The 25,820-nt window shown below is 68.3% G+C and carries 17 protein-coding genes and 5 pseudogenes; 11 read left to right on the top strand and 11 right to left on the bottom strand.

Annotated features, from left to right (window positions below; all coding sequences use genetic code 11):
• Positions 1-192: 192 nt before the first annotated feature.
• Positions 193-2,391, bottom strand: coding sequence for an RICIN domain-containing protein (locus tag ACXKR8_RS01400; RefSeq protein WP_458271074.1), 2,199 nt, complete (start codon positions 2,389-2,391; stop codon positions 193-195).
• Between the two features lie 227 nt (positions 2,392-2,618).
• Between ACXKR8_RS01400 and ACXKR8_RS01395 the strand changes: the two genes are divergently transcribed.
• The 5 genes from ACXKR8_RS01395 (at position 2,619) to ACXKR8_RS01375 (ending at position 7,873) form a co-directional block, all read left to right on the top strand.
• Positions 2,619-3,626: a LacI family DNA-binding transcriptional regulator gene (locus ACXKR8_RS01395; RefSeq protein ID WP_458271073.1), complete on the top strand. Its 1,008-nt coding sequence runs from the start codon at positions 2,619-2,621 to the stop codon at positions 3,624-3,626.
• A gap of 1,007 nt (positions 3,627-4,633) precedes the next feature.
• Positions 4,634-5,140: a transposase gene (locus ACXKR8_RS01390; protein WP_458271072.1), complete on the top strand. Its 507-nt coding sequence runs from the start codon at positions 4,634-4,636 to the stop codon at positions 5,138-5,140.
• A gap of 474 nt (positions 5,141-5,614) precedes the next feature.
• Complete coding sequence (ltrA, locus tag ACXKR8_RS01385; protein WP_462100231.1) at positions 5,615-6,874, top strand: group II intron reverse transcriptase/maturase; 1,260 nt, start codon at positions 5,615-5,617, stop codon at positions 6,872-6,874.
• Positions 6,875-7,007: 133 nt separating this feature from the next.
• Positions 7,008-7,469 carry an IS3 family transposase gene (locus ACXKR8_RS01380; RefSeq protein ID WP_462100230.1) on the top strand — a complete coding sequence of 154 codons (462 nt, stop codon included), beginning with the start codon at positions 7,008-7,010 and terminating at the stop codon, positions 7,467-7,469.
• Complete coding sequence (locus tag ACXKR8_RS01375; protein WP_462100749.1) at positions 7,397-7,873, top strand: IS3 family transposase; 477 nt, start codon at positions 7,397-7,399, stop codon at positions 7,871-7,873. Before ACXKR8_RS01380 ends, ACXKR8_RS01375 begins: the two co-directional genes overlap by 73 nt.
• A gap of 66 nt (positions 7,874-7,939) precedes the next feature.
• Here the strand turns inward: ACXKR8_RS01375 and ACXKR8_RS01370 are convergent, their stop codons facing one another.
• Positions 7,940-8,185, bottom strand: a complete 246-nt coding sequence (locus tag ACXKR8_RS01370; protein ID WP_462100775.1) for a hypothetical protein — start codon at positions 8,183-8,185, stop codon at positions 7,940-7,942.
• Here ACXKR8_RS01370 and ACXKR8_RS01365 point away from each other — a divergent pair.
• From ACXKR8_RS01365 to ACXKR8_RS01355, 3 genes and pseudogenes are all read left to right on the top strand, one after another.
• Positions 8,185-8,762 (top strand): annotated as a pseudogene (locus ACXKR8_RS01365) (carbonic anhydrase). The gene ACXKR8_RS01370 and the pseudogene ACXKR8_RS01365 overlap by 1 nt on opposite strands.
• A 149-nt stretch (positions 8,763-8,911) precedes the next feature.
• A complete protein-coding gene (locus ACXKR8_RS01360; protein WP_458271069.1) occupies positions 8,912-9,397 on the top strand; it encodes a hypothetical protein in 486 nt (161 codons plus the stop codon).
• A gap of 201 nt (positions 9,398-9,598) precedes the next feature.
• Positions 9,599-10,012 (top strand): hypothetical protein, encoded by a 414-nt coding sequence (locus ACXKR8_RS01355; RefSeq protein ID WP_458271068.1) that lies wholly within the window; start codon positions 9,599-9,601, stop codon positions 10,010-10,012.
• Between the two features lie 265 nt (positions 10,013-10,277).
• On the opposite strand, the pseudogene ACXKR8_RS01350 reads toward ACXKR8_RS01355, so the two are convergent.
• A pseudogene (locus ACXKR8_RS01350) lies at positions 10,278-10,376 on the bottom strand (IS6 family transposase); the annotation flags it as partial.
• A gap of 185 nt (positions 10,377-10,561) precedes the next feature.
• On the opposite strand from ACXKR8_RS01350, the gene ACXKR8_RS01345 reads away from it, so the two are divergent.
• Together ACXKR8_RS01345 and ACXKR8_RS01340 are read left to right on the top strand one after the other, a co-directional pair.
• Positions 10,562-11,548 carry a glycoside hydrolase family 27 protein gene (locus ACXKR8_RS01345; protein WP_462100229.1) on the top strand — a complete coding sequence of 329 codons (987 nt, stop codon included), beginning with the start codon at positions 10,562-10,564 and terminating at the stop codon, positions 11,546-11,548.
• A complete protein-coding gene (locus ACXKR8_RS01340) occupies positions 11,506-12,306 on the top strand; it encodes a ricin-type beta-trefoil lectin domain protein (RefSeq protein WP_462100228.1) in 801 nt (266 codons plus the stop codon). Before ACXKR8_RS01345 ends, ACXKR8_RS01340 begins: the two co-directional genes overlap by 43 nt.
• 183 nt (positions 12,307-12,489) lie before the next feature.
• Here ACXKR8_RS01340 and ACXKR8_RS01335 read toward each other — a convergent pair.
• The 3 genes and pseudogenes from ACXKR8_RS01335 to ACXKR8_RS01325 form a co-directional block, all read right to left on the bottom strand.
• Positions 12,490-12,756: pseudogene (locus tag ACXKR8_RS01335) on the bottom strand (transposase); the annotation flags it as partial.
• A 468-nt stretch (positions 12,757-13,224) separates the two neighbouring features.
• Entirely contained in the window at positions 13,225-16,305 is a 3,081-nt protein-coding gene (locus ACXKR8_RS01330; protein ID WP_462100748.1) for a carbohydrate binding domain-containing protein, read from the bottom strand.
• Positions 16,306-16,996: 691 nt separating this feature from the next.
• Positions 16,997-17,626: pseudogene (locus ACXKR8_RS01325) on the bottom strand (IS110 family transposase); the annotation flags it as partial.
• 72 nt (positions 17,627-17,698) lie between these two features.
• Here ACXKR8_RS01325 and ACXKR8_RS01320 point away from each other — a divergent pair.
• Complete coding sequence (locus ACXKR8_RS01320) at positions 17,699-18,697, top strand: MFS transporter (protein ID WP_458271065.1); 999 nt, start codon at positions 17,699-17,701, stop codon at positions 18,695-18,697.
• Between the two features lie 483 nt (positions 18,698-19,180).
• On the opposite strand, the gene ACXKR8_RS01315 is transcribed toward ACXKR8_RS01320, so the two are convergent.
• The 5 genes and pseudogenes from ACXKR8_RS01315 to ACXKR8_RS01295 form a co-directional block, all read right to left on the bottom strand.
• Positions 19,181-20,695, bottom strand: a complete 1,515-nt coding sequence (locus ACXKR8_RS01315) for an MFS transporter (RefSeq protein ID WP_458271064.1) — start codon at positions 20,693-20,695, stop codon at positions 19,181-19,183.
• Positions 20,696-20,752: 57 nt separating this feature from the next.
• Positions 20,753-21,052: a DUF2316 family protein gene (locus ACXKR8_RS01310; protein ID WP_458271063.1), complete on the bottom strand. Its 300-nt coding sequence runs from the start codon at positions 21,050-21,052 to the stop codon at positions 20,753-20,755.
• 193 nt (positions 21,053-21,245) lie between these two features.
• A pseudogene (locus ACXKR8_RS01305) lies at positions 21,246-21,731 on the bottom strand (TetR/AcrR family transcriptional regulator); the annotation flags it as partial.
• Positions 21,732-22,018: 287 nt separating this feature from the next.
• Positions 22,019-22,900, bottom strand: coding sequence for an ABC transporter permease (locus ACXKR8_RS01300; protein WP_458271061.1), 882 nt, complete (start codon positions 22,898-22,900; stop codon positions 22,019-22,021).
• Entirely contained in the window at positions 22,897-25,614 is a 2,718-nt protein-coding gene (locus ACXKR8_RS01295; RefSeq protein ID WP_458271060.1) for an alpha/beta fold hydrolase, read from the bottom strand. Before ACXKR8_RS01295 ends, ACXKR8_RS01300 begins: the two co-directional genes overlap by 4 nt.
• Positions 25,615-25,820: the final 206 nt, after the last annotated feature.

The following is a 25,820-nucleotide window of genomic DNA, read 5'->3' as shown; positions in this document are numbered from 1 at the left end:
CCGGGACGAGGTGATGCTTCGGGCCGTTGGGTGGCGGCCCGCCTGACAGGGTGGAGCCTGACCTCAGCCCCGTCTGGAGCACCCGGCCTTGAGATCAAGGCCGAACGGTGCGCCAGGGGGGAGGCGGTGGTGCCGGTCGCCGGGTTCGCGTCCCCCGGGGGCGAACCCGGCGACCGGTGCTGGCGGGCCGCTCTACTGGGCGGCGAGGGTGAAGGCTTGGGCGGTGTTGCCGTTGCAGGTCCACTGCTGCGTGCGGGCGCCGTCGGAGGTGGACGCGGCGTCCAGGCACTGGGTGCCGCTGTTGCGGGGGGTGAAGGTGTAGGAGCCGTTGGCGTTCTGGGTGGGCTTCCACTGCTGGTTGGTGCCGCCACCGTAGGACCACAGCTGGATCTGGACGCCGTTGCCGGTGGAACCCGGTCCGCCACTGACGTCCCACGCCTCGGAGGTGGCGTTGTGGGAGACGACCTTGTAGTAGCCGCTGTCGGTGGGCTGGAACTGCCACTGCTGGTTCGTGTTACCGGCCCCGCAGGCCCACTGCTGGACCGCGGTGCCGTTACCCGTCCCACCGCCCTGTGCGTCCACGCACTTGCCGCTGTTGGCGTTGGTGACGGTGTACCAGGCAGAAGCGTTGATGCTCCCCCCACCACCGCCTCCGCCGGAGGCGGATGTGGTGACGGTGGCGGTGTTGGATGCCGCGGACAGGTTCCCGGCCGCGTCGAACGCCTTGACCGTGTAGCTGTAGGCCGTCGAAGCGCTCAGGCCGGAGTCGGTGTAGCTGGTGCCGGTGGCGGTACCCACCTGGGCGCCGCCACGGTACACGTTGTACCCGGTCACACCCACGTTGTCCGTGGACGCCGACCAGTTCAGCGAGATGGAGCTCGCGGTGGTAGCACCGGCGGAAAGACCCGAGGGGTTGCTCGGCGCGGTCGTGTCACTGCCGCCGGTGCCCGAGCCGAGGGCGGGCCAGGTGAAGGTGGCAACCGACTTGGCGGGCAGGGTGTAGGTGAAGGACTGGCCGCTCTGGTTGACGCCGAAGGTGTGTGCGTTGGAGGTGTCCGCGTTCTCGACCAGCAGGGCGGTGGAGCCGTCGGGGTTCTTGAAGGCGACGTCCTCGATGTTTCCGGACCCGAAGGTGTTGGAGTCGATGCGCACCGCTCCGGGCTTGACGAACTTCGAGGCCTGGCCCAGGCCGTAGTACTCGGCGTTGTAGCTCGCGGTGCCGTTGCCGTTGTCGACGGTTACCACACCGGCGCAGGTGTTGCAGCCCATCGAGGGGCCGCCGCTGGGGTCAAGGGCCATGTTCCAGGTGACCACGGACTTGGCCCAGTTGCGGGTGGCGCCGATGACCAGGTTCTCGGTCTGCCACAGCAGGGAGTCCGAGAACGTGTTGGAGGACTTGATGCCGGAGCACTCGGTGAAGTAAGCGTCCTTGTTCGGGAACGCGTTGTGGACGGTGGTCTGCGCGTCCGAGGTGCCGCCGTAGCAGTGCCAGGCGGTACCGACCGTGTACTGGGAGGCGGTGGAGTTGCCCAGGATCGTCTCGGGGTAGCCCGGGTCGTCCCAGTTGTGGTCGTAGCCAAGGATCCCGGTGTTCAAGCCGGCGGCCTTGATCGCCGGGCCCAGGTAGTTGCCGATCAGGTTCGCCTCGTCGTTGGAGGAGAACGTGGAGCCGGGGTAGCTGGAGGGCGAGTACTCAGGCTCGTTCTGCGCGGTCAGCAGCGAGATCGGCACACCCGCGTTCTTGTAGGCCTGCAGGTACTTCACCAGGTAGTTGGCGTATGCCTGGTAGTTGGAGCTGCTGAGCGAGCCGCCGATCATGTTGCCGCTGGTCTTCATCCAACCCGGCGGGCTCCACGGGGTGGCCATGACCGTGGTGGACGGGTTGAGCTGCAGGGCCTGCTGCAGGACGGGCAGGATGTAGGCGTTGTCGTGCGCGATGGAGAAGTTGGACAGCGACGGATCGCTCTGCCCCGAGGGCATGTCGTCGTAGCTGTACACCGAGCGGGCGAAGTCCGAGGCCCCGACCGGCTGGCGCAGGAAGTCCAGGCCGATACCGGAGTTGGGGTCGAAGAGCTTGGACATGATCGTGTTGCGCTGCGGGGAGTTGGCGATCAGCCAGGCCGAGGAGTCGGTCAGTGAGGCGCCGAACCCGGTCATCGACTGATAGGTCTTGGTGGGGTCCACCGTGATCGTCTGGGAGGCGCTGCTGCTGCCGGAGGCGAAGGTGGCGCCGGCCTGCGGGGCCAGGAGCCGGCTCTGGTCGGCGGTGGTCTCCCACACGGAGACCGCGGTACCGGAGGCGGCGTGGGCCGCGGTGCCCATCGCCGTCACCGACCCGGTGATCAGCGCCGCCGCGGCAAGCGAGGCCTGGATGAATCTGGTGCGGGACAAGATCTGCTGCTCCTTCGTCGGGGTGGTAAGGCACCCGGGGAGTGGACGAGGCCTTCGACGCGCACGGCAACGACTCCATGAAACGGAATGAAACACTTTATGGAACGTTGCTGCGGACATCAGGAAAGCGGCACGTTCATTCCCTGTCAAGGATTTCTTCAAGTCCCGGAACCAGAGCCCGCAGTGATCGCCTATGCTTCCGGCCATGAAACGGAATGGTGTAACAGGTGGCTAGGCCGGTCAGCGGCAAAGTGACGGTGCGAGCCGTGGCCGCCGAGGCGGGGGTGTCGATCGCGACCGTCTCGCGCGTGATCAACGGACACCACCAGGTCGCCGAACAGACCCGCGACCTGGTGCAGAAGGCCATGACGCGCCTTGGCGCGCCTGCCCCCATCAGGCGCGGAACCGGGGCGGTCTACCTGCGCTGCCCGTACGTGCTGACCGACTACTTCGGCCTGATCGTGTCCTCGATCGCCGAGACGGTCAGCCTGCACGGGCGCCGGTTGATCCTGGACGCGGGCGAGGCCGCCCAGCACACCCCGGTCCTGGGATCGCTGCCCAAGGACCCGGGCATCGCCGGGGCGATCCTGATCCTGCCCCCTGAATCGAGTGGGGAGCTGGAGGCCCTGCACGCCCAGGGCTTCCCCTTCGTGGTGGTCGACCCGCGCACCGACCTGCCGCGCGATATCGCCTCCATCTCCGCCGCCCACTTCACCGGCGCCCGCAACCTCAGCGCCCACCTGACCGGGCTGGGCCACCGGCGCATCGGCGTCATCGGCGGCCCCAGCAACTGGCTCGCCGGCCGCGCGCGCACCGTGGGGCACACCTCGGCCCTGGCCGACACCGGCACCCTGCCCGACCCCGAACTCATCCACCACCTCGAACCCACCCTGGACGGCGGCTACGCCGTAGCAGCGCGACTCCTGGACCTGCCCCGGCGCCCCACCGCCCTGGTCGCCTTCAACGACAAGGTCGCAGTCGGTGCCATGCGCGCCGCCCGCGAGCGCGGCCTGCGCATTCCGCAGGACCTGTCCGTCACCGGATTCGACGACATCGACCTCAGCCGCAGCACCGAACCCCAGCTCACCACCGTGAGCCAACCCCTGCAGGAGATGGGCCGCATGGCCGTCTCCCTGCTGGTGCGCCTCATGGATGGCCATGCCGTCGACACCCTGCACATCGAACTGGCCACCCACCTGGTCGTACGCGGAACCACCGGCCCGGTCCCCGAATGAGCGAACCCGGGGGTCTGCGTCGGCCGCCGAAGGGCCATCAGGGGCCGTAGCCGAGCGGCACCGCTGCCGCTCGGGTGGGGCGTCGAAGGTGTGCGCGCGGCCGCCCAGCGGAAAGTCGCCACAAGAAGCCCGCCGGGTACCAGTGGGCGATCAGGCGGTGGTGCGCCGCTGCGATGCCGGGCACCGTCGCTGCTGGTGGCCTGCCGCTAGGCGGCATCGACAGCCTCGTCCCGCGTGGCCGCCCCGATGATGAACGTGTGCACCCCCGTCCACCTGGCCGCGGTCCGGGTGGGAATGTCCACTGACCAACGCGGCTCCAACGACACGTACAAGGCGACACTCCTGGCGGTTCGTGCGGCAGGTCGAAAGCGCAGGCCTGTGAAGCAGGCCAGCACCACCCACTGACCCCAGCAAGCGTTCAAGTCTTGTATTCAACCTCGCGCCGATCCTGCGTCGCATGGGGATCGAGGTGTAATTTCCGCGGCTGGAACGAATCTGCCTTCAATAGTCGAAAGACGCTCCTATGAGCGCCCAGTGGTGGTTTGCTCCGCTCGCGATGTGACCGTGCCGGGTGCTCCGCGCAAGTGAGCACGAGTGGGACGAAGCCATCCGATGGCATCTGAGCAGGTAAAAGAATGCGCTGAAGGGGTTGCGCGTGCAGTGGGGCGCCCCAGCTTGCTCCCTTCGGCCGGCGGGGGCCTGGCGTTGAAAATTGTTTCAGTACCCCAAGGCTGCAACGAGGCATTGACGCGGCCACGTTTGTGGCGCAGGAGAACTCGCTGCCGAATGGCGGCAGTGCCGCATTACCCCCCGGAACCACCGTGGCCGACATCGCGGATCTCACCGCAACCGCCGCGCCCCCGCCATCCGCAGCGTCAGGCCTGATTGGCGCAGGGGCGGGCCGGTCAGGTCAGGCCCAGGTCCTGGAGGTCGGCCTCGAATTCGATGCCGCCCCCGATGGGGCGGACGAAGACGCGGCAGCGCCCGAAGACGTCGTTGAAGCTGAGGTGCTCCACGAGCTGGCCAAGGATCGGACCGACGCGCCCGTCCGGGCGGTGGCGGACCTGGCATCCTTGGTCTGGGTGGGGCGGGGTAGTGATGGTGACCTTCCCTGGTGCCGGGCCTACGCCGGAAGGATGAGGTGCCCTGAGGTTCCCGGACAGAGACCCAATAGGATCTCTCTGAAAGGGAACGAGGTAGAAATGGCGCCACCGAGCAAGTACTCGCCGGAGTTTCGCGAGGAAGCAGTACGGATCGCACTGGGGTCGAGCAAGACGATCTCGGAGAGCGCTCGCGAGCTTGACCTGAATCCGGAAACTCTGCGGAGCTGGGTTAAGAAGCATGAGAAGGGGACTCAGCCTGCCGCTGACTCGGAGCTGACGGTGAGTGAGCGCGCACGCCTGAAGGAGCTCGAACGGCGTCTCCGCGAAGTCGAGATGGAGAACGTATTCTTGAAAAAAGCAGCGGCGTACGTGTGTCCTGAACGGAAAGTGGTTGCCGGTGTAGGCCGGTAGCAACTGGATGATGCTGCACAGATGATGAGGGTTTTGGCCCCTCGGAGTCGCTCCTGCGGAGGGAGGCTCCAAACCGCCTCCTGCTGCGTTGGCTGAAGACCGTCGTGGTGAGCGTCGGAGGAAAAGGCGTCCTTGAAAGGGCGTCAGGTGGGGATCGGGAAGGCGAGCGCGAGCGAACCACTGCTGATGCGTCGAAATGCTTGGACGACATCGAAACCGGGGCTTGTACGCTCCCCGGGATGAGTCTGGCGGGTGTCCGTATTTCTGGCCAGGCGGTGTCCGGCGTGAAGGTGGCGCGAGCCCGGTCTGCGGGATCTGTGCGGAACAGGAGAAGGCGCACTGCCGTATTGGGCGTGCGCCGGCGGACCGGTTCGTAGTAGCGGTGAAGCCCTTGTAATGAGGATGGAGCGAAGGGGCCGGGTCGTTCGTGGCTTGTTCATTCGATCAACCGGACGTTCTCCGGGAGGAATTGGCGTGGATGAGTTGAAAGCACCGGTCAAGCCGTTCGGTATTCCGAGGCTGCTGGTGATGGAGGCTTGGGAGAAGGTCAGGGCGAACAAGGGCGCGCCGGGCGTGGACGCGGTGGCCATCGAGGAGTTCGAGGAGGACCTGCGGGGCAACCTGTACCGGGTCTGGAATCGGATGTCCTCGGGCTGCTACTTCCCTCCGCCGGTACGCATGGTGGAGATCCCGAAGCCGCACGGCGGCATCAGGGTCCTCGGCGTGCCGACCGTGGGCGACCGGGTCGCGCAGACGGTGGTGGCGATGGTGCTGGAGAAGAGGGTCGAGCCGATCTTCCATCCGGACTCCTACGGCTACCGCCCGGGGCGCGGGGCGATCGAGGCGGTGGGCAGGTGCCGGGAGCGGTGCTGGAAGTACGACTGGGTGATCGATCTCGACATCAAGGCGTTCTTCGACTCAGTACCGTGGGACCTGGTGCTCAAGGCGGTGGGCTCGGTCTGCGAGCTCCCCTGGGTACTGCTGTACGTCAAGCGGTGGCTCGCTGCCCCGCTGCAGCGTGCGGACGGTGTGCTGATCGAGCGCACCACGGGCACCCCGCAGGGTTCGGCGGTCTCCCCGGTCCTGGCGAACCTGTTCATGCACTACGCGTTCGATACCTGGCTGGACCGGAGTTTCCCGGGCATCGGCTTCGAACGCTATGCCGACGACGCGGTCATTCACTGCCGCAGTCTCGCCCAGGCGAGAGCGGTGCTGGCCGCGCTGGAGGCGCGCATGGACTCGGTCGGCCTTCAGTTGCACCCCGAAAAGACGCAGATCGTCTACTGCCGGGACGCGAACCGCACGGGCTCCTTCGAGCACACGCGGTTCACGTTCCTGGGCTACGACTTTCGCGAGCGCACCGTGGACGGGCGTAACGGGCTGTTCCGGAGTTTCTCTCCGGCGGTCTCGGACCAGGCCCTGAAGCGGATGGGCGAGGTGGTGCGCTCCTGGCGCCTGCACCGCTGGGTGCAGGGCGAGGTCCGAGACCTCGCCGACTGGATCAATCCGGTCGTGCGGGGATGGATGCAGTACTACGGGGCCTTCAACAGGTCGGCCCTGTTTCCCCTCCTGAAACGGATCAATGCCTACTTGGTCCGGTGGTTGCGTGGGAAGTACCGCAGGCTGCGGCGGAGTTGGGCAGCGACCTTCCGTGCGTGGTGGTCCGGGGTGGATCGACATCCCCGGTTCTTCGCGCACTGGGTCTGGATGACAGCGCCCGCCCAGGTCTGGTGACCAGGACGACAAGAGCCGTATGACGGGAGACTGTCACGTACGGATCTGTGGGAGCCCGGGGGCGAAATTCCCCCGGGCCACCCGACTTCGCGAAGGATCACCGGTAAGTGACAAGTTCGAGTTCATCGACCAGATGCGGCTCGATACTGCGAAGTACGCATTCCCCGTCGACTTCATGTGCGCTATGCTTGCCGTCTCCCGGTCCGGCTACTACGAGTGGCATAAACGGCCGGAATCCGCCACCGCGGCCCGCCGGGAAGAGCTTAGAGTTCTAATCTCGAAGATATTTGAAGAATCCGATAGCACATACGGGCACCGGCGCGTGCACGCACAGCTCCGCCGCTGGGACGTGCAGGCAGGACCGGAGCTGGTCCGGCAGCTCATGCGCGAGCTCGGCCTGATCCCCTGCCAGCCCAAGCCCAAGCGGTTCAACCTGACTAAGGCCGGCCTGCCGTTCCCCGTCCCCGACCTCGTCGGCCGAAACTTCACCGCCGAGAAGCCGGGAGAGAAAATGGTCGGGACATCACGTACATCCCCACCGGCGAGGGATGGCTTTATCTGGCGACCGTCATCGACTGCTGTACCAAAGAAGTGATCGGGTACGCCATGGACGATCACTATCAAACCCCGTTGATATCTCGGGCTATCAGGAACGCGGCGCGCAACCGAAATCTGGCCAAGAAGGCCATATTCCACTCCGACCGCGGCAGCAACTACATGTCCGCAGAATATGGCAAGACTCTCGACCAGCTCGACCTCTGCCGCTCAGCTGGTCGAACGGGTATCTGCTATGACAACGCCATGGCTGAATCATTTTTCGGCGCCCTCAAGAACGAACGCGTGTCGCGCATGGCATACGCCACACGAGAGGAGGCACGACAGGACATCACGAGGTACATCGAATTCTGGTATAATCGCAAACGACTTCACTCGGCTATTGGATACCAAACGCCGCGTGAGGCCTACCTTGAGCATCGCAACATGCGGCTCACGGCATAGAGTTCAGCCGCCTGGTGACTGTCCGGAAAACGCGAGGCCCCTCAGGATGACGCGTGGTCATAGCCATCATGGCCGATCAACGGCCCCGAGGTGGGGTGATGCCGGGATGAAGTCCGGCGTCACCCGCGGCGGGGCCGCGGTCAGCCGCGACCATTCCGCGTCCAGGGGACCGGGGAGGGTGCGGGCGGCTTGGAGCCACTGCGCGGACAGCTCGGTGAAGATCGGTGTCTCGTCCGCGGGCAGAAAACCGCGGTCCCCGGGCGCGACCTTGCGGCGGCCTCTGCCCTGGACGTCGGCAACCTGGTGAGGCACTGTCACACGCCGGCCAACGAGGTGGCCCGACCCCGGCAACCGAGCGTGTCCACGTCCGCATACCGGGCCAGCGTCCCTTCGCGGTGGTGTTCGGATGCTCCGACTCACGCCTGGCCGCCGAGATCATCTTCGACCGGGGCTGGGGGACCTATTCGTGGTGCGCACGGCCGGTCACGTGATGGGGCCCGAGGTGCTGGGCAGCATCGAGTACGGCGTGAGCGTCCTGGACTGCCCGCTGGTGGTGGTACTGGGCCACGACTCGTGCGGCGCGGTCGCCGCCGCCCGCGCCGCCGTCGCCGACGGCACCACGGCACAGGGCTACGTGCGCGACGTGATCGAGCGTGTCACCCCCAGCGTCCTGGCCGCGCGCGCCGCCGGACACACCAAGGACGAGGACTTCATAGCCGAGCACGTACGGCACACCGTCGACCTGCTGATGGACCGCTCCCGCACACTCAGCGACGCCGTGGCCGCAGGCCGCACCGCCGTCGTCGGCCTCTCCTACCATCTCACCGACGGCACCACCCGCCCGGTCACAGTCCCAGGCATGGACACCGCGGGCGACCCCGCCGCGTAGAAACACCGTCAAGGCCCGACAGGGCAGGCGCGGGCGTGAGCAACCATGCTCCCGGCATGACCGAGCCCGTGGTTCCACCGTCTGGAACCAGCCCGGCCGCTCCCGCGCCAGCCTGCCCGGGCTGCGGGCGCCGGGGCCGGCTCACGCCAGTGCACACCATCGCCGCGGACTACACCACCTGGGTGCGGATCGAGGAGCAGACCACCTGGCGGGACGGGCACTCGCAGGTCACGCGCATCCTGTCCTATCGGACACGCAAGCAGACGGTGCCCGTCGGCGCCCACACCCGCATCGGCCTGTCCCCCTTCAAGGACCCCTGGTCCGAGCTGGTCCTGCAGGTGGCAGCCGGTGCGCTGTTCACCATCGGACCCTTCGTGGCGCTGTGGGTCAGCGCCGCCCACCACCCCCACGCCACCGCCGCCCACATCATCACCACCACCTTCGCGCTGCTCTACGGCCCGTTCCTGTGGGTACTGGTCCGCGCGCCGGTGCGCTGGCACAGGATCGCTGGCGCCCGGGCGGCAGCGGAACCCGCCGCGCAGGCCGCGCACCAACGGGCCCGGTACTGCTCCTACTGCGTCCCGTGTTCCTCGCCCCCGAACACCCGCCGGGCCGGAGCGTGCGGCCGCGACTGATCGAGGTACACCAGAACCGCGAGGCCCTGTGGCGCGCCTGCGGATACACCGGTCCCCTGTGAACAACTCACAACCCGCGCAGCCGCCGGACACTGGGACAGTCCCGGCCTGCCCAGACGCCGTGCGCACCGGGCTGCCCGCGGCGGGGGCGGTGCTGTGAAGTACGTCTTTGCAGTGTTCCTGCTCCTGGGCGGCACTACCATGATCGCTCTCGGGTCGGGCGTGGTGTTCGAGGCGGTGCGCACGGCCAGGATCGTGTGCGACGGAGTGCTGGTGCGCTGTGAGACGGGGCGCCGGCAGACGCACACCGTCAAGGAGCCGATGCCAGGGCCCGTGCCGCGGAGGTACCCACGGCGCTACCGCGAGGTCGAGCATGCCTTCGTCCATCTGGCCTTCACTGCCCAGGGCGGTCGGCGGATCGGCCTCTGGCTCGATCTGGGCCGCGCCCCCGCCGCGCCCGGAGTGGGCGGCTACCAGGTGTGCTACCTGGCCGCAGACCCCGGCGCCTACCGCCTGGTCGGACACAGGGCCGCGGGCACCGTGGCAGCCGCCCTGGTCTTCCTGCTGTCCGGCGCCGCCCTGCTCGCGTTCGCCGTCACCGCGGTGCTCGCCTGAGTGCCCCGCGGGAATGCTGCAGTGGGCTGGGGGCTCGGTGCGCTTGCAGTTGGCAAGTCCCTGGGAGTAGCGGCTCAGTCGGAGGTAGGCGAGGCGGTTGAGCAGGGGCCGCGGGCCCGTGCGCATGGACTGCTTGATCAGGGCGAGAGTGTTAGCACGTGTCCCCTGAAGAGTCGGCACTCGACCAAGTGGGTGGCGAAGTGGGTGTGCAGGGTGGGGGGAATTCGCCGTTGAGTCGAGCGGTCTGTCAAGGCCAGGAGTCCCGCTTGTCGGTCACCACCACCCGCGGCACCGACCCGGCGCCCTTCAGCGGTTTCCGGAAGAAGCGCCTAGCCACGGCCGTGTCCCGGCGGATCTGCAGCAAGCACTTGACCAGCAACGACGACTCACCAAGCAACGAACTGCAGCCGCGTGTCAGTCCGGAACTGAACGAATCTGTCCGATCGAGTCCACTTGTGTGGATGTATTGACACTCGATCGAACACTAGGGCTCAATACAGAACAGTAAGACAACTCCTGGCGTGAAGTGATTCGACTCAAAGGAGAGTCATGTACAAACGCGCGCTCGTCGCGACGGTTGCCCTGGCATCGTCGCTGTTCATATCCACCCTGACGGGCTCGGCGCCCGCGCAAGCCCAGGACAACGGTGCGTCGCAGACGCCGCCGATGGGATGGAGCAGCTGGAGCTCCCTCAGATACGACCCGAGCGAGGCCAAGCTCAAGAACCAGGCTCAGGCGATGCACGACTCGGGCCTGTTGGCCGCGGGTTACAAGTACATCAACCTGGACGATTACTACATCAAGAACCCCGGCACCACCGTCGATCAGTACGGTCGCTGGGTCGTCGACACCGGCAAGTTCCCGGACGGTATGAAGAACCTGGGTGACTTCGTCCACGGGCTGGGTGAGAAGTTCGGCATGTACGTGACGCCGGGCATCCCGAAGGCGGCTTATGACCAGAACACCCCGATCGAGGGCACGTCGTACCACGCACGGGACATCGTCTCGAGCACGTCGACGTTCGAGTCGAACTACGGGGGGTGGGGCAATGTCATGTACTTCATCGACTACAACAAGAACCCCACCGCGGCTCAGGCGTTCGTGAACTCGTGGGCGAACCTGTTCGCCTCCTACGGGGTCGACTACATCAAGATCGACGGCGTGCACACCAGCGATCAGAACGACGTCATCGCCTGGTCGAAGGCGCTGAACCAGACCGGCCGCACCATCCACTACGGCCTGTCGAACACCCTGGACATCAACAACATCAAGACCTGGCAGCAGTACGCCAACAGCTGGCGGACGGGAGGCGACATCGAGTGCTACTGCTCGACCCTCACCAACTGGAGCAACGTCGGGCCGCGTTGGGCGAACCTGGCTCAGTGGGGGCAGTACGGCGGTCAGGGTGGCTGGAACGACCCCGACTCGGTTGAGGTCGGCAACGGTGACCACAATGGTCTGACCGTGAACGAGCGGCAGAGCGTGATCACTCTGTGGGCGGTCACGCGGTCGGTGATGATGCTGGGAGCGACCTGACCAACCTGGACGCCGGTGACCTCAACATGCTGAAGAACGCCGAGGTGACCAACGTCAACCAGACCGACTCCGTGGTGGCCAGCCAGATCTCGAACAACAATGATCTGCAGGTGTGGGCCACGAAGCAGAAGAACCCGGACGGCAGCTACACGGTGGCGTTGTTCAACCGCTCCGACCGGGCAGGCAACGAGACGGTGACGGCTAACTTCTCCGACCTCGGGTTCAGCGGTTCCGCCACGGTGCGCAACCTCTGGGGCAAGTCGAACGAGACCCTCACCAACTCCGTCAGCCGCAGTCTGGCCCCGCACGAGTCCGCGTTGTTCAAGGTCACCCCGTCCGGCACCTCGACTCCGGTCGGCGGCAACCTGACCAGTGGCCTCACCGGCCGCTGTGCCGACGACCCGAACAGCACCCTGGTGAACGGCACCCAGCTGGACGTGTGGGACTGCAACGGCGGCACCAACCAGAAGATCACCTACAGCTCCTCGGCCAAGACGCTCAACGTGCTGGGCAAGTGCTTCGACGCCCACAGCGGCGCTACCACCGCCGGTACACACGTTGAGATCTACGACTGCAACGGAGGCGCCAACCAGCAGTGGAACGCCAACTCCAACGGCACGATCACCGGCGTTCAGTCCGGTCTCTGCCTCGACGTCACCGGGGCCACCAACCCCAACGGCGCCGGCCTGGAGTTGTGGAACTGCACCGGAGGCGCCAACCAGAAGTGGACCCTCGGGTCCGGCGTCACGGTGGCCTGACGAACCGAGTCGTGACCATCGTTCCTGATTGAACGCGCTGTTCGCACGGACCGACTTCTGGTCCGTGCGAACGCCGGGCCACTGGACAAGTGGAGTTGCGGGGACGCGTCTTGGACACCGGCGTCGGCCAGCGCGATCACTCAGGCTCGTAAACGGGCTCTCCTGTCGCTTCCGTGGGTGTTTTCATGCGGCTTGACGGCCTGGATAGTAGGGTCGGTGGCCGCCGAGGCTGAGCATGGCGAGGGCGATGAGCGCTGCGGAGTCCTTGAAGCCGAAGGCCCTGCGCGTCATTAGGCGGATCTTGGTGTTCATGCTCTCCACGATCCCGTTGCTCATGGCGTGCTGGGCCGCAGCGGTGATGGCGGCCCATTGCTTGACGATGGCCCGTTGCAGATTGACGAAGGGCTCCAACCGGGAGCGGCGGCCCAAGGACACCCAGTCGGGCAGCGCCTCGGGGAAGACGGGTCTCGGTCACCGCCCGCAGCGTCAAATGGTCCTGATACAGAGACCGGGTCACCTGACGCATCCGCGCCGACAACATGTCCTCCAGTCCGTATAGTACGCATTGCTCATGATCGTCGAGAGGTTCTGGGGAAGCAGGACACCGATGGATCGGGTCCGGCCGCACCGGAGCATCCGGGCCAGGGCGGGCGGCCGGTAGCCGATCTCCTGTGCCACCCGCAGGATGAGTTCCCGGTGGTTGACAGCTGTTGCGGGTCGTTGAACGCGAACGACACCGAGGTGCGGGAGACACCCGCCGCGGCGCCCACGTCCCGGGCTGTGGGCCCGTGCGTGCGACTGTGGGGGCGGCGCACTTGCGACATGTCGGTTTCCCTCGCTCGTGTCGTTCGGTGACCTCACGCGGGCGTGGCCGGGGGGCGCCGCTGTTCGGCGGTGTCCCCCGGCTGCTCGGGTCGGCTACTTCAGGTAGGGTCCGTCGACGCCGATCTTGCCCGGTGCCGTGTTCTTGCCGCCGAGGTCCAGGACGTAGACCCGCAGGTCGCCCTTGCCGGGGGCGGTGATCGCGAGGGTGCCGTCGGTGACGACCCTGACGTCCCCGGAGACGGCGTCCGTGTAGGTGCCGTTGGGGATGGCGGTGAAGGTCGCGGCGTCGGTGACGGTGACCAGGGCGAAGCTGTCCACTCCGGTGGGGGCGTCGGTGTAGCGGCGCTTGAACGACATGCCGCCTCCGGTGACACCGTCGGTGGAGTACTGGCCCATCTGCAGCGCCGGGATGGCGCGGCGGATCTGGTTCAGTCGCTGGACCTGTTTGACCAGCGGTTGCTGCAGGGTGGTGGCGACGGCGCCGTCCGCCGAGGAGACGACCGAGAAGTCACTGGCCGTCACGTTTCCGGCGATCTTGTCGCCGTAGTAGGCGCGGCCGGTGGTGGCCAGCGGGCACGAGGGACCGCAGTCGATGGTCTTGCCGGCCTGGAACTCGATCTCCGAGCCGTAGTACAGCGTGGGGATGCCGCGGAAGGTCCACATCAGTGCCATGTTCTCGGCCCAGGCGTCGGTGCCGCCGTTGTAGCGCACGGAGGACTTGTTGGGGCCGTAGTCGTGGCTGTCGACGTAGACCACGTTGTACGTGGCGTCGTTGTTCGAGTCGTCGGAGTCCTTGCCGGTGTTGAACGCGTTGTGGGCGTCGCCGAAGTTCATGTGCATGCGCATGTCGATGATGTTCATGCCGGAGAACTTCGAGTGGTCCGGTGTGTGGAACGCGTTCCCGGTCAGGAACGCGTTGGTGCTGGTGGGCTGGTTTCCGGTGCCCAGCTGCTCTTCGTAGGTGTACTGGTCCAGTGCGGCCTGGGTGTCGTCGGCGGTGTAGTCCTTGCGTTCCTTCCAGGTGTAGAACTGGGCGGAGTGGTTGACCGAGCCGCGGTTCCACTTGTCGTTGACGAACGCGGCGACCTCGCCGAAGACGAAGAAGTTCTGCGCCTTGGCGGGCTCCCAGTCCTGGGTGACGCGCTGCTGGATGGCCGGCAGGAAGCGGCGGTTCCAGGTGACGCGGGGGATGTGCACGGCCGTGTCGACCCGGAAGCCGTCCACGCCCATGTCGATGTACTTGTTGTAGGCGCCGATCAGGTAGTTCTGGACCTCGGGGTTCTCGGTGTTGAAGTCGGCGAGGTCGTCGGCGAGCCAGCAGGAGCGCGAGTCCTCGCCCTCCCAGTTGCCGATCCAGCACTGGTGGTAGTACTTGGCCGGGAACATTCCCGATGTGGGGCTGGGCCACTGGCAGTTGTAGATCGTGTAGCCCTCGGGGCTCTTGTACTGGGTGGGGGTGCCCCAGCCCACGCAGGTGGAGTCGGCGGGCTTGGTGGTCGACCACAGGTCGCCGTTGTAGTACGACTTTCCGGTCTTCGGGTCCACGGTCAGGCCGTCGTACTCGAATCCGGGCTGCTTCTCGTCGTAGTACCAGGACCACTGCGCGTCGCGGACGCCGTAGACGGTGGGCACGAACAGGCCCTTGGCGCCCCAGCGGGAGCTGTGGTTGTAGACCACGTCCTGGTAGATCTTGACGCTCTTGGCGTGGGCGGCGTTGATCAGGTCCTGGTAGGAGGCCCCGGCGGACTCCAGGCGCGGGTCGACCCGGTAGAAGTCGTACCCGTGGTACCCGTGGTAGTCGTAGTCGGAGCGGTTCAGTACCACCGGGGTGATCCAGATGGCGGAGAAGCCCAGGCCCTTGATGTAGTCGAGTTTCTGCACCAGGCCCTTGAAGTCGCCGCGGAACATCGGGTCGTGGTTGGCCGCGTTCCCGGACTTCACGTCCTGGTTGCCGCCGCGGTTGTTGGAGGAGTCGCCGTCGTTGAAGCGTGCGGTCAGGACGAAGTAGATGGGGTCCTTGCGCGGATCGGTGCCGAGCATCGTGCCCTGTTTGGCAGGAGGCGGCGCGGCGCCGGTGGTCGCGGCGGCTGGCAGGCTCGCGGCGGAAGCGTTGCCGGCCGCGTCGAGGGCCTTCACCGTGTAGCTGTAGAGCGTGTTCTCCTCCAGGTTGGCGTCGGAGTACACGGTGGAGCCGAGGTCGTAGACCATCGCGCCCTTGGTGCCGCCGGTCCGCGAGACCTGATAGCCCGTCACCGCGTGGTCGTCGGTGGACGGGTTCCAGGTGAGCACGATCGAGGTACCGGTGGCCGAGGCGCTGAGCGCGGTCGGCACGGTGGGCGGTGTGGTGTCCGGCACGACAGCGGCGCAGGGGTCCACGGCGTTCGCGGTGACCTTGCTGTTCTGGACGGTGACGATGCCGGCCGGGACGGTGTAGTTGGCGCCGTTGTTGTTGTCCCAGGTGCCGTTGCCGTTGTTGAAGGTCGCGGCCATGGTCGTCGCCGAACCGAGCCCGACGGTCTTCTTGAACCAGCCCGGACAGGCGAGCGTCATGCCGATGCCCGGCGCGGTCGTCCAGGCGCCGCCGGTCGGCGCGTAGTGCAGGTTGACAGTGCTCCAGCCCACCACCGCAGTGGAGTAGAAGACCGTGGAGGTGGAGCTGCCCGTGCTCGGCGTCGGCGTCGGCGTCGGGCTGCCGGAAGGGCTGGAACTGGGTGAGGGGGTGGGGCTGGGCGAGGGGCCAGTGCCGCCGCACGGGTCGCTGTGGGCGATGACACCGTCCTGGACGGTGATCGCGCCGGTGCCCAGGTTGTAGTTCTTGCCCCCGTTGTTGTCCCAGGTTCCCTGGCCGTTGTTGAAGGTGGCCTGCAGGCCGGCCGCCGAGCCGAGGTCGACGGTGGTCTTCACCCAGTCCGTGCACGCGGCCGCCATGGCTACGCCCGGCACCGCGGTCCAGCTCCCGCCGTCGGGCGAGTAGTGCAGGTTGTACGCGGGCCAGTTGCGGGTCTTGGTGTAGTAGAACACCGTCGCCGTGTTGGCGGTGGCACTCTGTGCGGCCGGTGCGGTCCCGGCGTGGGCCGTGACGGTCGGCGCGGACGACAGCAGCGTGGCCGTGAGGCCGGCCGCCGCGGTCAGCACCAGGACCGTCGGCCCTGTTCTGCGACGTGATGGCGATATCAAGAGGTACCCCTCGGGTAGGAACGGGTAGGTCAAGCGGACGGCAGGCAACTCACGCCCCGCTCCGCAGCCTCCCGAGTCGACTGGTGAGCCGACTTCCCGACAGGTGACTGATGACAGCGGTCTCCACCGGGACCGCCACATCTTGCACAGGTCACTGCAAGAATCATCATGAGATTACTGACGGGCAAGCACCGCGTAAAGACCCTTGCAATCGGCGACTTACCGCATCGAAGGTGTCACCTTCGGGCGGAGTCGCGGCCCTGAAGCGAAGGTGACGGGCACCTGGACCGACCCGGGAGGAAAGATGTTTCAGAGTCTTTCAACTTCTGTTGCGCGCGACCTTGACCGAGTCTTGCCAGCCGGGCATCGTCTTGTGCGGACGGCACCACCCACGCCGCTCAAAGCTCGGCGGACATCCCGAATCCGCGCAGTCCCGCCGGGGCCCCACCGCCCCGCACCCCCACACATCCTTTCGAACTTCGCCGCGCAGCACGGTCGCTGAGGTATCAGAGCCTGGCAAAAGCGCCCGTGGCGTCGGAACGCCGGGGCCGCCCCGCTGTTCTCCATCCTGCTGGTGCCCGGCACGCTCGGCAGCACCGCTCGGCCCCTTACCTCAGTCAACCGGACAAGCCTGCTGGTGCTCTCCGCGGTCGCCGCCACACCGTCCCTGATCGTCACGCTCATTTCACGCCACCGCGTTTCTGACCTTGCGGTTGCTCAACCATTTCGCGAGCCGGGCGACGCCTGCGCGGCGGATCGCGGCCGGGATCTGGTAGCCGGTCAGCAGCTTGAGCGGGCCGACGTTGGTCACGTCCAGGGCCCGTTCCAGGGCTGGGAACATGCTCAGGAGCGTGCCGCGCAGCCGGTTCACGCTGCGGGTGCGGTCCTCGACCAGGTCGGCCCGGCGTCCGGTCAGCAGCCGCAGTTCGATCACGGCCTCGTCACCGGGGCGGATCGGCCGCAGGTCGCGGCGCATCCTGGCCTGGTCCGCGATGACGTAGGCGTCGCGGGCGTCGGTCTTGCCCTCGCCGCGGTAGCCGTCGGAGGCCCGGTTGACCAGGCGGCCGGGGATGTAGAGGACCTCCTGACCGTGGCCGACCAGCAGAGACAGCAGCAGCGCGGGCTCCCCGCCGGTCATATCGATGGCCCAGGTGACCTCACGGCCCTCGGCCAGGGCCAGCACGTCGCCGATCAGTTTCAGCAGCTCGGGCTCGTCGTTGGCGACCCGCCGCGACAGCAGGCTCTTGCCGTCGGCATCCACCGCGAGGCCGTGATGGTGCCCCTTCCGACTGTCGATCCCCACCCATATCCGGCTCATCGTGCTCCTGACGTGCGTGTTCATGTTGTTCGTACCACGGACGACCTCGCCGGCATTGCTCTACTCAGCGACTTGCTCGCACTTCCTAATCGGCGGCCGAGTCGTCGTGAAATCAAGGAGCCCCAGCGCGCACGGCACACCACCGGCCTGGACATCCCCGGCATCATCCTGGCCAGCTCCGGCCTCGCCGCCCTGGTCTACGGCTTCAGCAAGGCCCAGTCGGCCGGCTGGAGCGCGGTCAGCACGCTGGGCTTCATCACCGGCGGCGTGGTGCTGCTCGCAGTCTTCGTGCTGGTGCAGGTCCGCAGCAAGTCCCCGCTGCTGCCGCTGCGGGTCGTGCTGGACCGCAACCGCGGCGGCGCCTACCTCACCCTCGGCATCTCGGTCGTCGGCATGTTAGGCGCGTTCCTGTTCCTGACCTACTACCTCCAGGAAGTGCTCGGCTACAGCCCGCTGCTCAGCGGACTGGCGTTCCTGCCGATGGTCGTAGGCATGGTCGCGGGCTCGACCCAGGTCGCGGTGCGACTGCTGCCCAGGATCGCGCCGCGCCTCCTGATGGCCCCCGGCGCGTTCCTCGCGGCGTGCGCCATGCTGCTGCTCACCCAGATCTCGGCGGCCGGCTCCTACACCACGCACGTGCTGCCCGCCCTGCTGATGCTGGGCTTCGGCATGGGCCTGGTGTTCATGCCCGCGATGAACCTGGCCACCCTCGGGGTGCAGCGCCAGGACGCCGGCGTGGCCTCGGCCATGGTCAGCACCTCCCAGCAGATCGGCGGCGCCATCGGCACCTCCCTGCTGAGCACCATCGCCAACAGCGCCACCACCACCTACACCAAGGGACACGCAGCCACCGTCCACTCCGCAGCCGACGCCACACTGCTGAGGTCGAACGCCATGGTGCACGGCTTCACCACGGCCTACTGGCTCGCGGCCGCACTCCTGGCCCTGGCCGCACTGTCTGCGGCGCTGCTGATCAACACCGGTCCGCTTCGCGGCCAGCACGGTCCCTCGGACGACTCCAAGGCCCGGGCCCACGACACGGGCCACGCAGTGCCGACGACGGCACACTGACACCGCACGCCAAGACCGCCATCGCCCCTGTGCCGCACACCATCAGGCCCCGAGCCGCCACTGCCGTCCGGTGAACACGATGGCCAGCGGCGGACCGCCCTCGCGGCGGTGACCTGGGTCCATCTGCGTCCACCTCGCCGCCGACTTCGGGATCCCGTCGGTGCCGGCTCGCGAGCAGTCGCCTCGGACGGCGCCGGTACAGCTCGCGGTTGTTCGCCGGCTTCCCCGCCACCCGCCCCCTGTGCGTGCCGTACCGGGCCAGCTCCAGCATCATCACCGAGATCCCCGGCGGCGGCGTGCGCAGCAGTGCGTCGGGGATGGCGTTGCCGGGCGCCGGGGCGTGGGCGCCTGAGGCGCAGCGCCCGTTCGAGCGCCGACGCGTGGCCTGGGTGTGTCCGGCCACGCGTCGGCAGATCTGTGTGCGGGCGCTGTCGGCTGGCCCGGGGGATCGGGCGGCAGCCGACAGGGGGCGGCCGACGCGAGTCAGTGTGCCAGTACGGGTGCGATGTCTGCGGTTTTGTCGTCGGACCCGGTTTCCCCGTGGCGTCCGCTCAGTGGCGGGGCGTTGACGAGCAGTGCTGCGGACAGGCCGGCCAGGACGAGCAGGGCTGCGGCGACCCAATAGGCGGTGGTGAAGCCGTGCACCATGGCGTTCGACCTCAGCAGTGTGGCGTCGGCTGCGGAGTGGACGGTGGCTGCGTGTCCCTTGGTGTAGGTGGTGGTGGCGCTGTTGGCGATGGTGCTCAGCAGGGAGGTGCCGATGGCGCCGCCGATCTGCTGGGAGGTGCTGACCATGGCCGAGGCCACGCCGGCGTCCTGGCGCTGCACCCCGAGGGTGGCCAGGTTCATCGCGGGCATGAACACCAGGCCCATGCCGAAGCCGAGCATCAGCAGGGCGGGCAGCACGTGGGTGGTGTAGGAGCCGCCGGCGCTGATCTGGGTGAGGATCAGCATGGCGCCGGCCGCGATGAACGCGCCCGGGGCCATCAGGAACCGGGCCGGGACCCTGGGCAGCAGCCGCACCGCGACCTGGGTGGCGCCGAGCATCATCCCGACCACCATCGGCAGGAACGCGAACCCGCTGGTCATCGGGCTGTAGTGGAGGACGACCTGCAGGTAGTAGGTGAGGAAGAGGAAGGCGCCGAACATGCCCACCACCGAGATGCCGATGGTGAGGTAGGCGCCGCCGCGGTTGCGGTCCAGGACCACGCGCAGCGGCAGCAGCGGGGACCTGGTGCGGGACTGCACCACCACGAACGCGGCGAGCAGCACCACGGCTGCCAGGATGAAGCCGAGGGTGCTGGTCGCGGTCCAGCCGTCGGTCTCGGCCCTGCTGAAGCCGTAGACCAGACTGGCGAGGCCGGTGCCGGCCAGCACGATGCCGGGGATGTCGAGGCGGGCGGTCTGTCGGCCGCCTTCGGGTTCCTTGATTTCGAAGATTGCGCCGGCCAGGGCGATGGCTGCGAAGAAGACGTTGACGTACAGGGTCCAGCGCCAGTTGGCGTACTCGGTGAGCACGCCGCCCAGGATCAGGCCGATCGCGGCGCCGCCGCCGGAGATCGCGCCGTAGATGCCGAAGGCCTTGGCGCGTTCCTTGGGCTGGGTGAACATCACCGTCAGCAGCGACAGCGCTGCCGGGGCGAGGATCGCGCCGAACGCGCCCTGGAGCGCACGCGCGCCCAGCAGCATGCCGGTGTTCACTGCCGCGCCGCCCAGGGCCGAGGCGCCCGCGAAGCCGATCAGGCCGATGATGAAGGCGCGGCGGCGCCCCCAGCGGTCCGAGATCCGGCCGCCGAACAGCAGCAGCCCGCCGAACGCCAGCGCGTAGGCGGTGACCACCCACTGGCGGTTGGCGTCCGAGAATCCCAGGTCGTGCTGCGCCGAGGGCAGCGCGATGTTGACGATGGTGCCGTCAAGGACGACCATCAGCTGCGCCAGGGCGATGAAGGCCAGGGCCTTCCACCGCCTCGGGTCCAGTGTGGATATCGTGTCGGTCATGGTGTGAGGTGCCTTGTCTGAATCGATTGCTGCGGGAGCTGCGGGCTGGGGTCTGCGTTACGGGCGTGAGAGCGGGTGCAGCGGGAACCACACGGCTGCGGCCCGGCGGGCCTGCTCGGTCAGGACGCTGTAGGGGACAGGGGTCCTGCCCTGGGCCAGGACCAGGTCCTGGAGGTGGTCGCGCAGCAGCCACACGTCCTGCGGCTGGCAGGCGCCGCCCATATTGAGGGTGTCCTCCAGCTGGTCTGCGCTGAAGCCGAGTTGCTCGGCGAGCTGTTCCGGTGGCGTGCCGCAGAGCTGGATGTTGGCGTGCAGTTCTCCGCTGGTGCGCTGCTGTTCTTCCCGGTTCAGTGACATGGGGTCCTCCAGGTTGTGCGGATGGTTCTTGTCGATGCGCGCTTACCCGGGCCCGGGCCCGGGGCCGGGGCCGGGGCACGGGAGGGGGCAGTGTGGGCGCAGCCCGTCGAGGATGAGGGCGCAGACTGCCGCGAGGGCGGTCCGCCGTCCCTTCCTGGGGCCAGGCGGCGGCGTGGGCGGGGTGGTGGAAGGCGGCGGTTGCCTCGAAGACGGCCAGCGCGGTCACATTCGGGTCGCAGGGGGTGAAGTCGCCGCACGCGATGCCGTCGGCGATGATGCCGCGCAGTTGTGCCAGGAGGGTGGCGAGGTGGTCGGCGACCGCGTTGCCGTGCTCGGCGGCCAGTTCCCGGTAGGCGGCGAAGAGTTCGGGGTCGGTGGTTGCCCGTGCCTGCTTGTCGGCACACAGTGCGATGATCCAGGCCCGCAGCCGCTGCGGCGGTGGCTGCCCGGTGTCCTCGGCGATCTGTGCGAGGCCGTTGTGCGCCCGTTCCAGCCAGCGCCGGGTCACTGCCTCGCGCAGTGCCGCCTTGGAGGGGAAGTACCGGTAGACGGCGGCGTGGCTGACACCCAGCACCCGCGCGGCATCGGTCACGGTGGCCTTCGCCGGCCCGAATCGGCGCAGCACCTCCTCGGCGGCGGTCAGTACCGTTTCGGCGTCCAGCACCGTGGTCCCGGCCATCAGTCCCACCTCGCCGATCCGGCCGACGGGCTCGGGCAACGGGTGCGAGGGGCCGTGCCGTGGGCAGGGAGTGCGATGGCACCGGCTTCCGTGTGCCGATTCTGCATGGACCGAATCCTACCTGCTGTGGTTACAGATTTCAAAAGATGTAATCCACGTCCCCCTGGCAGGTAGCTGAGCATGGCTTAGTCCTGTCCGGGCGGGCGAAGGCGGGTCGTGGGTCGCGCGGGCTGCTGTGGGGTGCGGTGGGCGACGACCTGTGGTGTTGTGCGGTGCTCGTCGGGTGGTCAGGACACGATGTCCTTGGTGCGGAAGTGTCGGAAGGCGAGTGCGAACAGGACGATTGCGTAGCTGAGTGAGACCGACACGCTCTTGGCCATGCCGGTCCATTGTGGGTCGGTCTGCAGGAGGTCGACCCAGGAGTAGGTCCAGTAGGTGGGCAGGAAGTCGCGCAGGCCGCCCAGGGCGGTGATGGCCCCGAGGATGTTGCCGAGGATGGTCAGGCCCAGTGCGCCGCCGACCGCGCCCAGGGGTGCGTCGGTGACGGTGGAGAGCCAGAACGCCAGTGCGGCGGTGGCCAGTTCGCTCAGCGCGATGAACGCCAGGGCTTCCAGGAGTCGCAGGGTGGCGGTGCCGGGCGGCAGCGTGCCGCCGAGGGGCAGTTGCAGTGGGCCCCAGCCGTAGGCGGCGGTGCCGGCTGCGAGTGCGACCAGGGGCACCAGTAGTGCCGCGGCCACCCCGAAGCCCGCGGCTACCGTCAGTTTGCTCACCAGCAGCCGTGATCGGGGCACGGGGGCGGCGAGCAGGTAGCGCAGCGAGGACCAGCCGGCCTCGGAGGCCACGGTGTCGCCGAAGAACAGGGCGATGGGGACCACCAGGAAGAAGCCGCAGGACAGGAACAGGCAGGTCGCCGCGAAGTTCGGCCCCGAGGCGGTCGCCACGGTCAGCAGCCCGGACTGGTAGCCGGTCCCGCTGGGGGTGCCGCCGACCTCGAATGCCGCCAGGATGATCAGCGGCAGCAGCACCACCAGCGCGGCCATCGCCGCGGTGCGGCGCCGCCGCAGTTGGCGCACCGCTTCTACCCGCAGCGGCAGCGTGCGGCGGCTGCGGAAGCCTGCGGCGGCGGTAGGACCGGCGGGGACAGGGGGTGTGTTCGCGGTGGTGGTCATCGGGTTGCTCCTGCGATCAGGGTGAGGAAGGCGTCCTCCAGGCGTTGGTGCGGTCCCAGGCTGTGCACGGGGACCTGAAGTCGGACCAGGTGGACCATGAGCTCGGCGGCCGAGGCGCCGTCCAGCCGTACCAGCAGTCCTTCGGGGGCCGGTTCGGCGGTGGCGATCCCGGGCAATGCGGTGATCTTGCCGATCAGGTCGGGGTCCAGCGGCTGGGGGGTGCCGACCAGCAGGGTGTCGCCGGAGCCGATGATCTCGGCGACCGGTCCCGCCTGGGCGAGTCGGCCGTGGTCCATGACCACCAGGTCGGTGCAGGTCTGCTCGACCTCGGCGAGCAGGTGGCTGGAGACGATGACGGTGCGCCCCCTCGCGGCGTAGCCGGTGATGACGTCGCGCATCTCGCGGATCTGCGGGGGGTCCAGGCCGTTGAGGGGTTCGTCCAGGATGAGGAGGTCGGGCAGGCCCAGCATGGCCTGGGCGATGGCCAGGCGCTGCCGCATGCCCTGGGAGTAGGTGCGGACCGCGCGGTGCACGGCGTCGCCGAGGGCCGCGATCTTCAGGGCCTCGTCCAGGTGTGCGTCCTTGGGCGGGCGGCCGGTGGCGGCCCAGTAGAGCTCCAGGTTGGCCAGGCCCGACAGGTGCGGCAGGAAGCCGGGGCCCTCGACGAACGCGCCGACCCGCGAGAGCACCGGGGCGCCGGGGCGGATCGTCTGCCCGAAGACCCGGATCTCGCCCTGGTCCGCGACGATCAGGCCCATCAGCATCCGCAGGGTGGTGGTCTTGCCGGCGCCGTTGGGCCCGAGCAGGCCCAGCACCTGCCCTGGCCCGACCTGGAACGACAGGTCGCGTACCGCGTAGCGGTCAGCGGAACCCGCGTAGCGCTTGGACAGACCCTCGATCCGCAGCGGGACCAGGTCAAGGCCCGGCACCTGCCCGGCCGTGGGCGCAGCCGGGAGATGCCCGCGGCGGCCGGTGAGCAGCAGCAGCGCGGCGAGGGCGAGGGCCAGCAGCGGCAGGCCCCAGACCCACCAGGGCAGTGCAGCGGTGGCGGTGGCCAGGTCGGGGTCGGTGGGCACGCTCAAGGTATTGCCGAGCAGGGTGACGGTGTAGTTGGCCGGTGCGGCGGGGGAGGCGTAGGCGAGGTCGGTGGCGGACAGCACCAGGTCCAGCCGGTGCCCGGCGGCGACCCGGTGGTCGATCGCGGGCAGCCGCACCAGGACGTCGGCGCCCGCCCTGGCGCCGGTCACCCGCAGCGGGGTGACCAACTGCGAGGGCAGCACCTTGCTTCCGCCGGTGCCGGGGGCGACGTCGTAGAGCTTGGCGAACAGCACCGCGTCGTCGGAGTCGGCGGAGACGTGGATGCGCACGGTGGGCGAGCCGGTGATCTGGAGCGCGGTGGTCAACGGTCGGGAGAGGAAGTGGGCCGACTGGCCTGGGAAGTCCAGGGACAGCCCCACGCCGAGACCGGAGAGCTGGCTCAGCCCGCCGATGCCCGGCACCGCGGAGATCGACGGCGGTGTGCCGCCGGGCGGGTTGGCGAAGGTCTGCGGCGGTCCGGACAGGGCGACCGCCACCGGGTCGCCCTCCAGGCCCGGGTAGCGGGGGGCGGTGGCGCCCTGCAGCGGGACGGTGCCGCTGGTGCTGTCGATGCCGCCGCTGCGGCTGACCCGGAAGGCCGGTCCGGTGCCGACGGACTTGTCGTCCTTGAGGTAGCGGTCGAACCAGGCGGCGGTCCGCTGCTGGACCCGGGCCGGCTCGGTGTCGCCGCCGTCGTGGCCACCGGAGATCCAGTCCACCGACACCGGCGCGCCGTTGGCCTTGATCGCCGCTGCGGCCTGGTCGGCCTGGTCCAGGGGGAAGAGCGAGTCGGTCTGACCCTGGATCAGCAGCGTCGGCACCTTGATCTGCTTGGCCACCGCGGAAGGGCTGCGCTGCCCAAGCAACTGCTCGGCTGCCGCGTCCGGCTTCCCGGAGAGGGCCACCCGCTGGTACATCGCGCACAGGTCGGGGGCGAAGCGGCCGCAGGCGGAGTGGGCGGCGGCCGTGGCCTTCGGGGCCGCTGCCCCTGCGGTGGCGTCGGTCGACCCGGTGGTGAAGAAGACTCCGGCCCACAGCTTCTTGAACACCCCGTCGGGGAACAGCGCGTCGGCCAGGTTCCAGTAGGTGATCTCCGGGGCGATGGCGTCCACCCGCTTGTCGTACCCGGCGGCCAGCAGCGACACCGCGCCGCCGTAGGAGGCCCCGGCCACCCCGACCCGGGGGTCGCCCGGCGCGTCCAGCTGGACGGTGGGCTGCTTGGCCAGCCAGTCGATCAGGCCGCTGACGTCGGCGACCTCGCGGGTCGGGTCGTTCAGTCCGATGTCGCCGCCCGACGCGCCGAAGCCGCGCGCCGACCAGGTCATCACCGCATAGCCCTGGCGGGCCATCGACTGGGCCTGCGCGGTCATCGCGTCCTTGCTGCCCCCGAAACCGTGCGCCAGCAGCACCGCCGGACGGCGCTGCCCGGGGCTGCCGGACGTGAAGTAGGAGGTGTCGACGCCCACGGTCCGGCTGCTGCCGGGGGACTGCGGCAGGGCCAGCACCTGATCGGTGCGCTGCACCGGGGCGGGCCCGTGCACTGCGAGGGCGGACCAGGTGCCCGCCCCGGCCAGCAGGGCCGCGGAGGCCGCGCCCAAGGACAGCGCGCGCCGAAGCCCAAGAGATCGCACATGCATACCGGGGGCCCCTTTGTCGGAACGTCAGAATGTACTGGGAGGACTTCAGAGGAACGGTGGCTCGCTGTCGGAAGTGGAGCGCTGGGGACTTCGCGCGCCCCCGGCGCGGGACGTTTGCGCTCGAAGACGACCCCCTCGGGGTCGAAGACTGCGTCCAGGCCCACCAGCACGCATTCCGGTGGAGAGGCGTGCGCGAAGGGGGCAAG

This window comes from Streptacidiphilus sp. PAMC 29251, assembly GCF_054208735.2.
Note: the sequence above shows the minus strand (reverse complement) of the source record. Positions and strands in the feature narration are given on the sequence as shown.

Excerpts from the sequence above, each read along its gene's own strand:
- ACXKR8_RS01355 (WP_458271068.1), top strand. The coding sequence starts at position 9,599 with ATGATCGCTCTCGGGTCGGGCGTGGTGTTCGAGGCGGTGCGCACGGCC.
- ACXKR8_RS01295 (WP_458271060.1), bottom strand. The coding sequence starts at position 25,614 with ATGCATGTGCGATCTCTTGGGCTTCGGCGCGCGCTGTCCTTGGGCGCG.
- ACXKR8_RS01345 (WP_462100229.1), top strand. The coding sequence starts at position 10,562 with ATGTACAAACGCGCGCTCGTCGCGACGGTTGCCCTGGCATCGTCGCTG.
- ACXKR8_RS01300 (WP_458271061.1), bottom strand. The coding sequence starts at position 22,900 with ATGACCACCACCGCGAACACACCCCCTGTCCCCGCCGGTCCTACCGCC.
- ACXKR8_RS01380 (WP_462100230.1), top strand. The coding sequence starts at position 7,008 with ATGCGGCTCGATACTGCGAAGTACGCATTCCCCGTCGACTTCATGTGC.
- ACXKR8_RS01310 (WP_458271063.1), bottom strand. The coding sequence starts at position 21,052 with ATGTCACTGAACCGGGAAGAACAGCAGCGCACCAGCGGAGAACTGCAC.
- ACXKR8_RS01315 (WP_458271064.1), bottom strand. The coding sequence starts at position 20,695 with ATGACCGACACGATATCCACACTGGACCCGAGGCGGTGGAAGGCCCTG.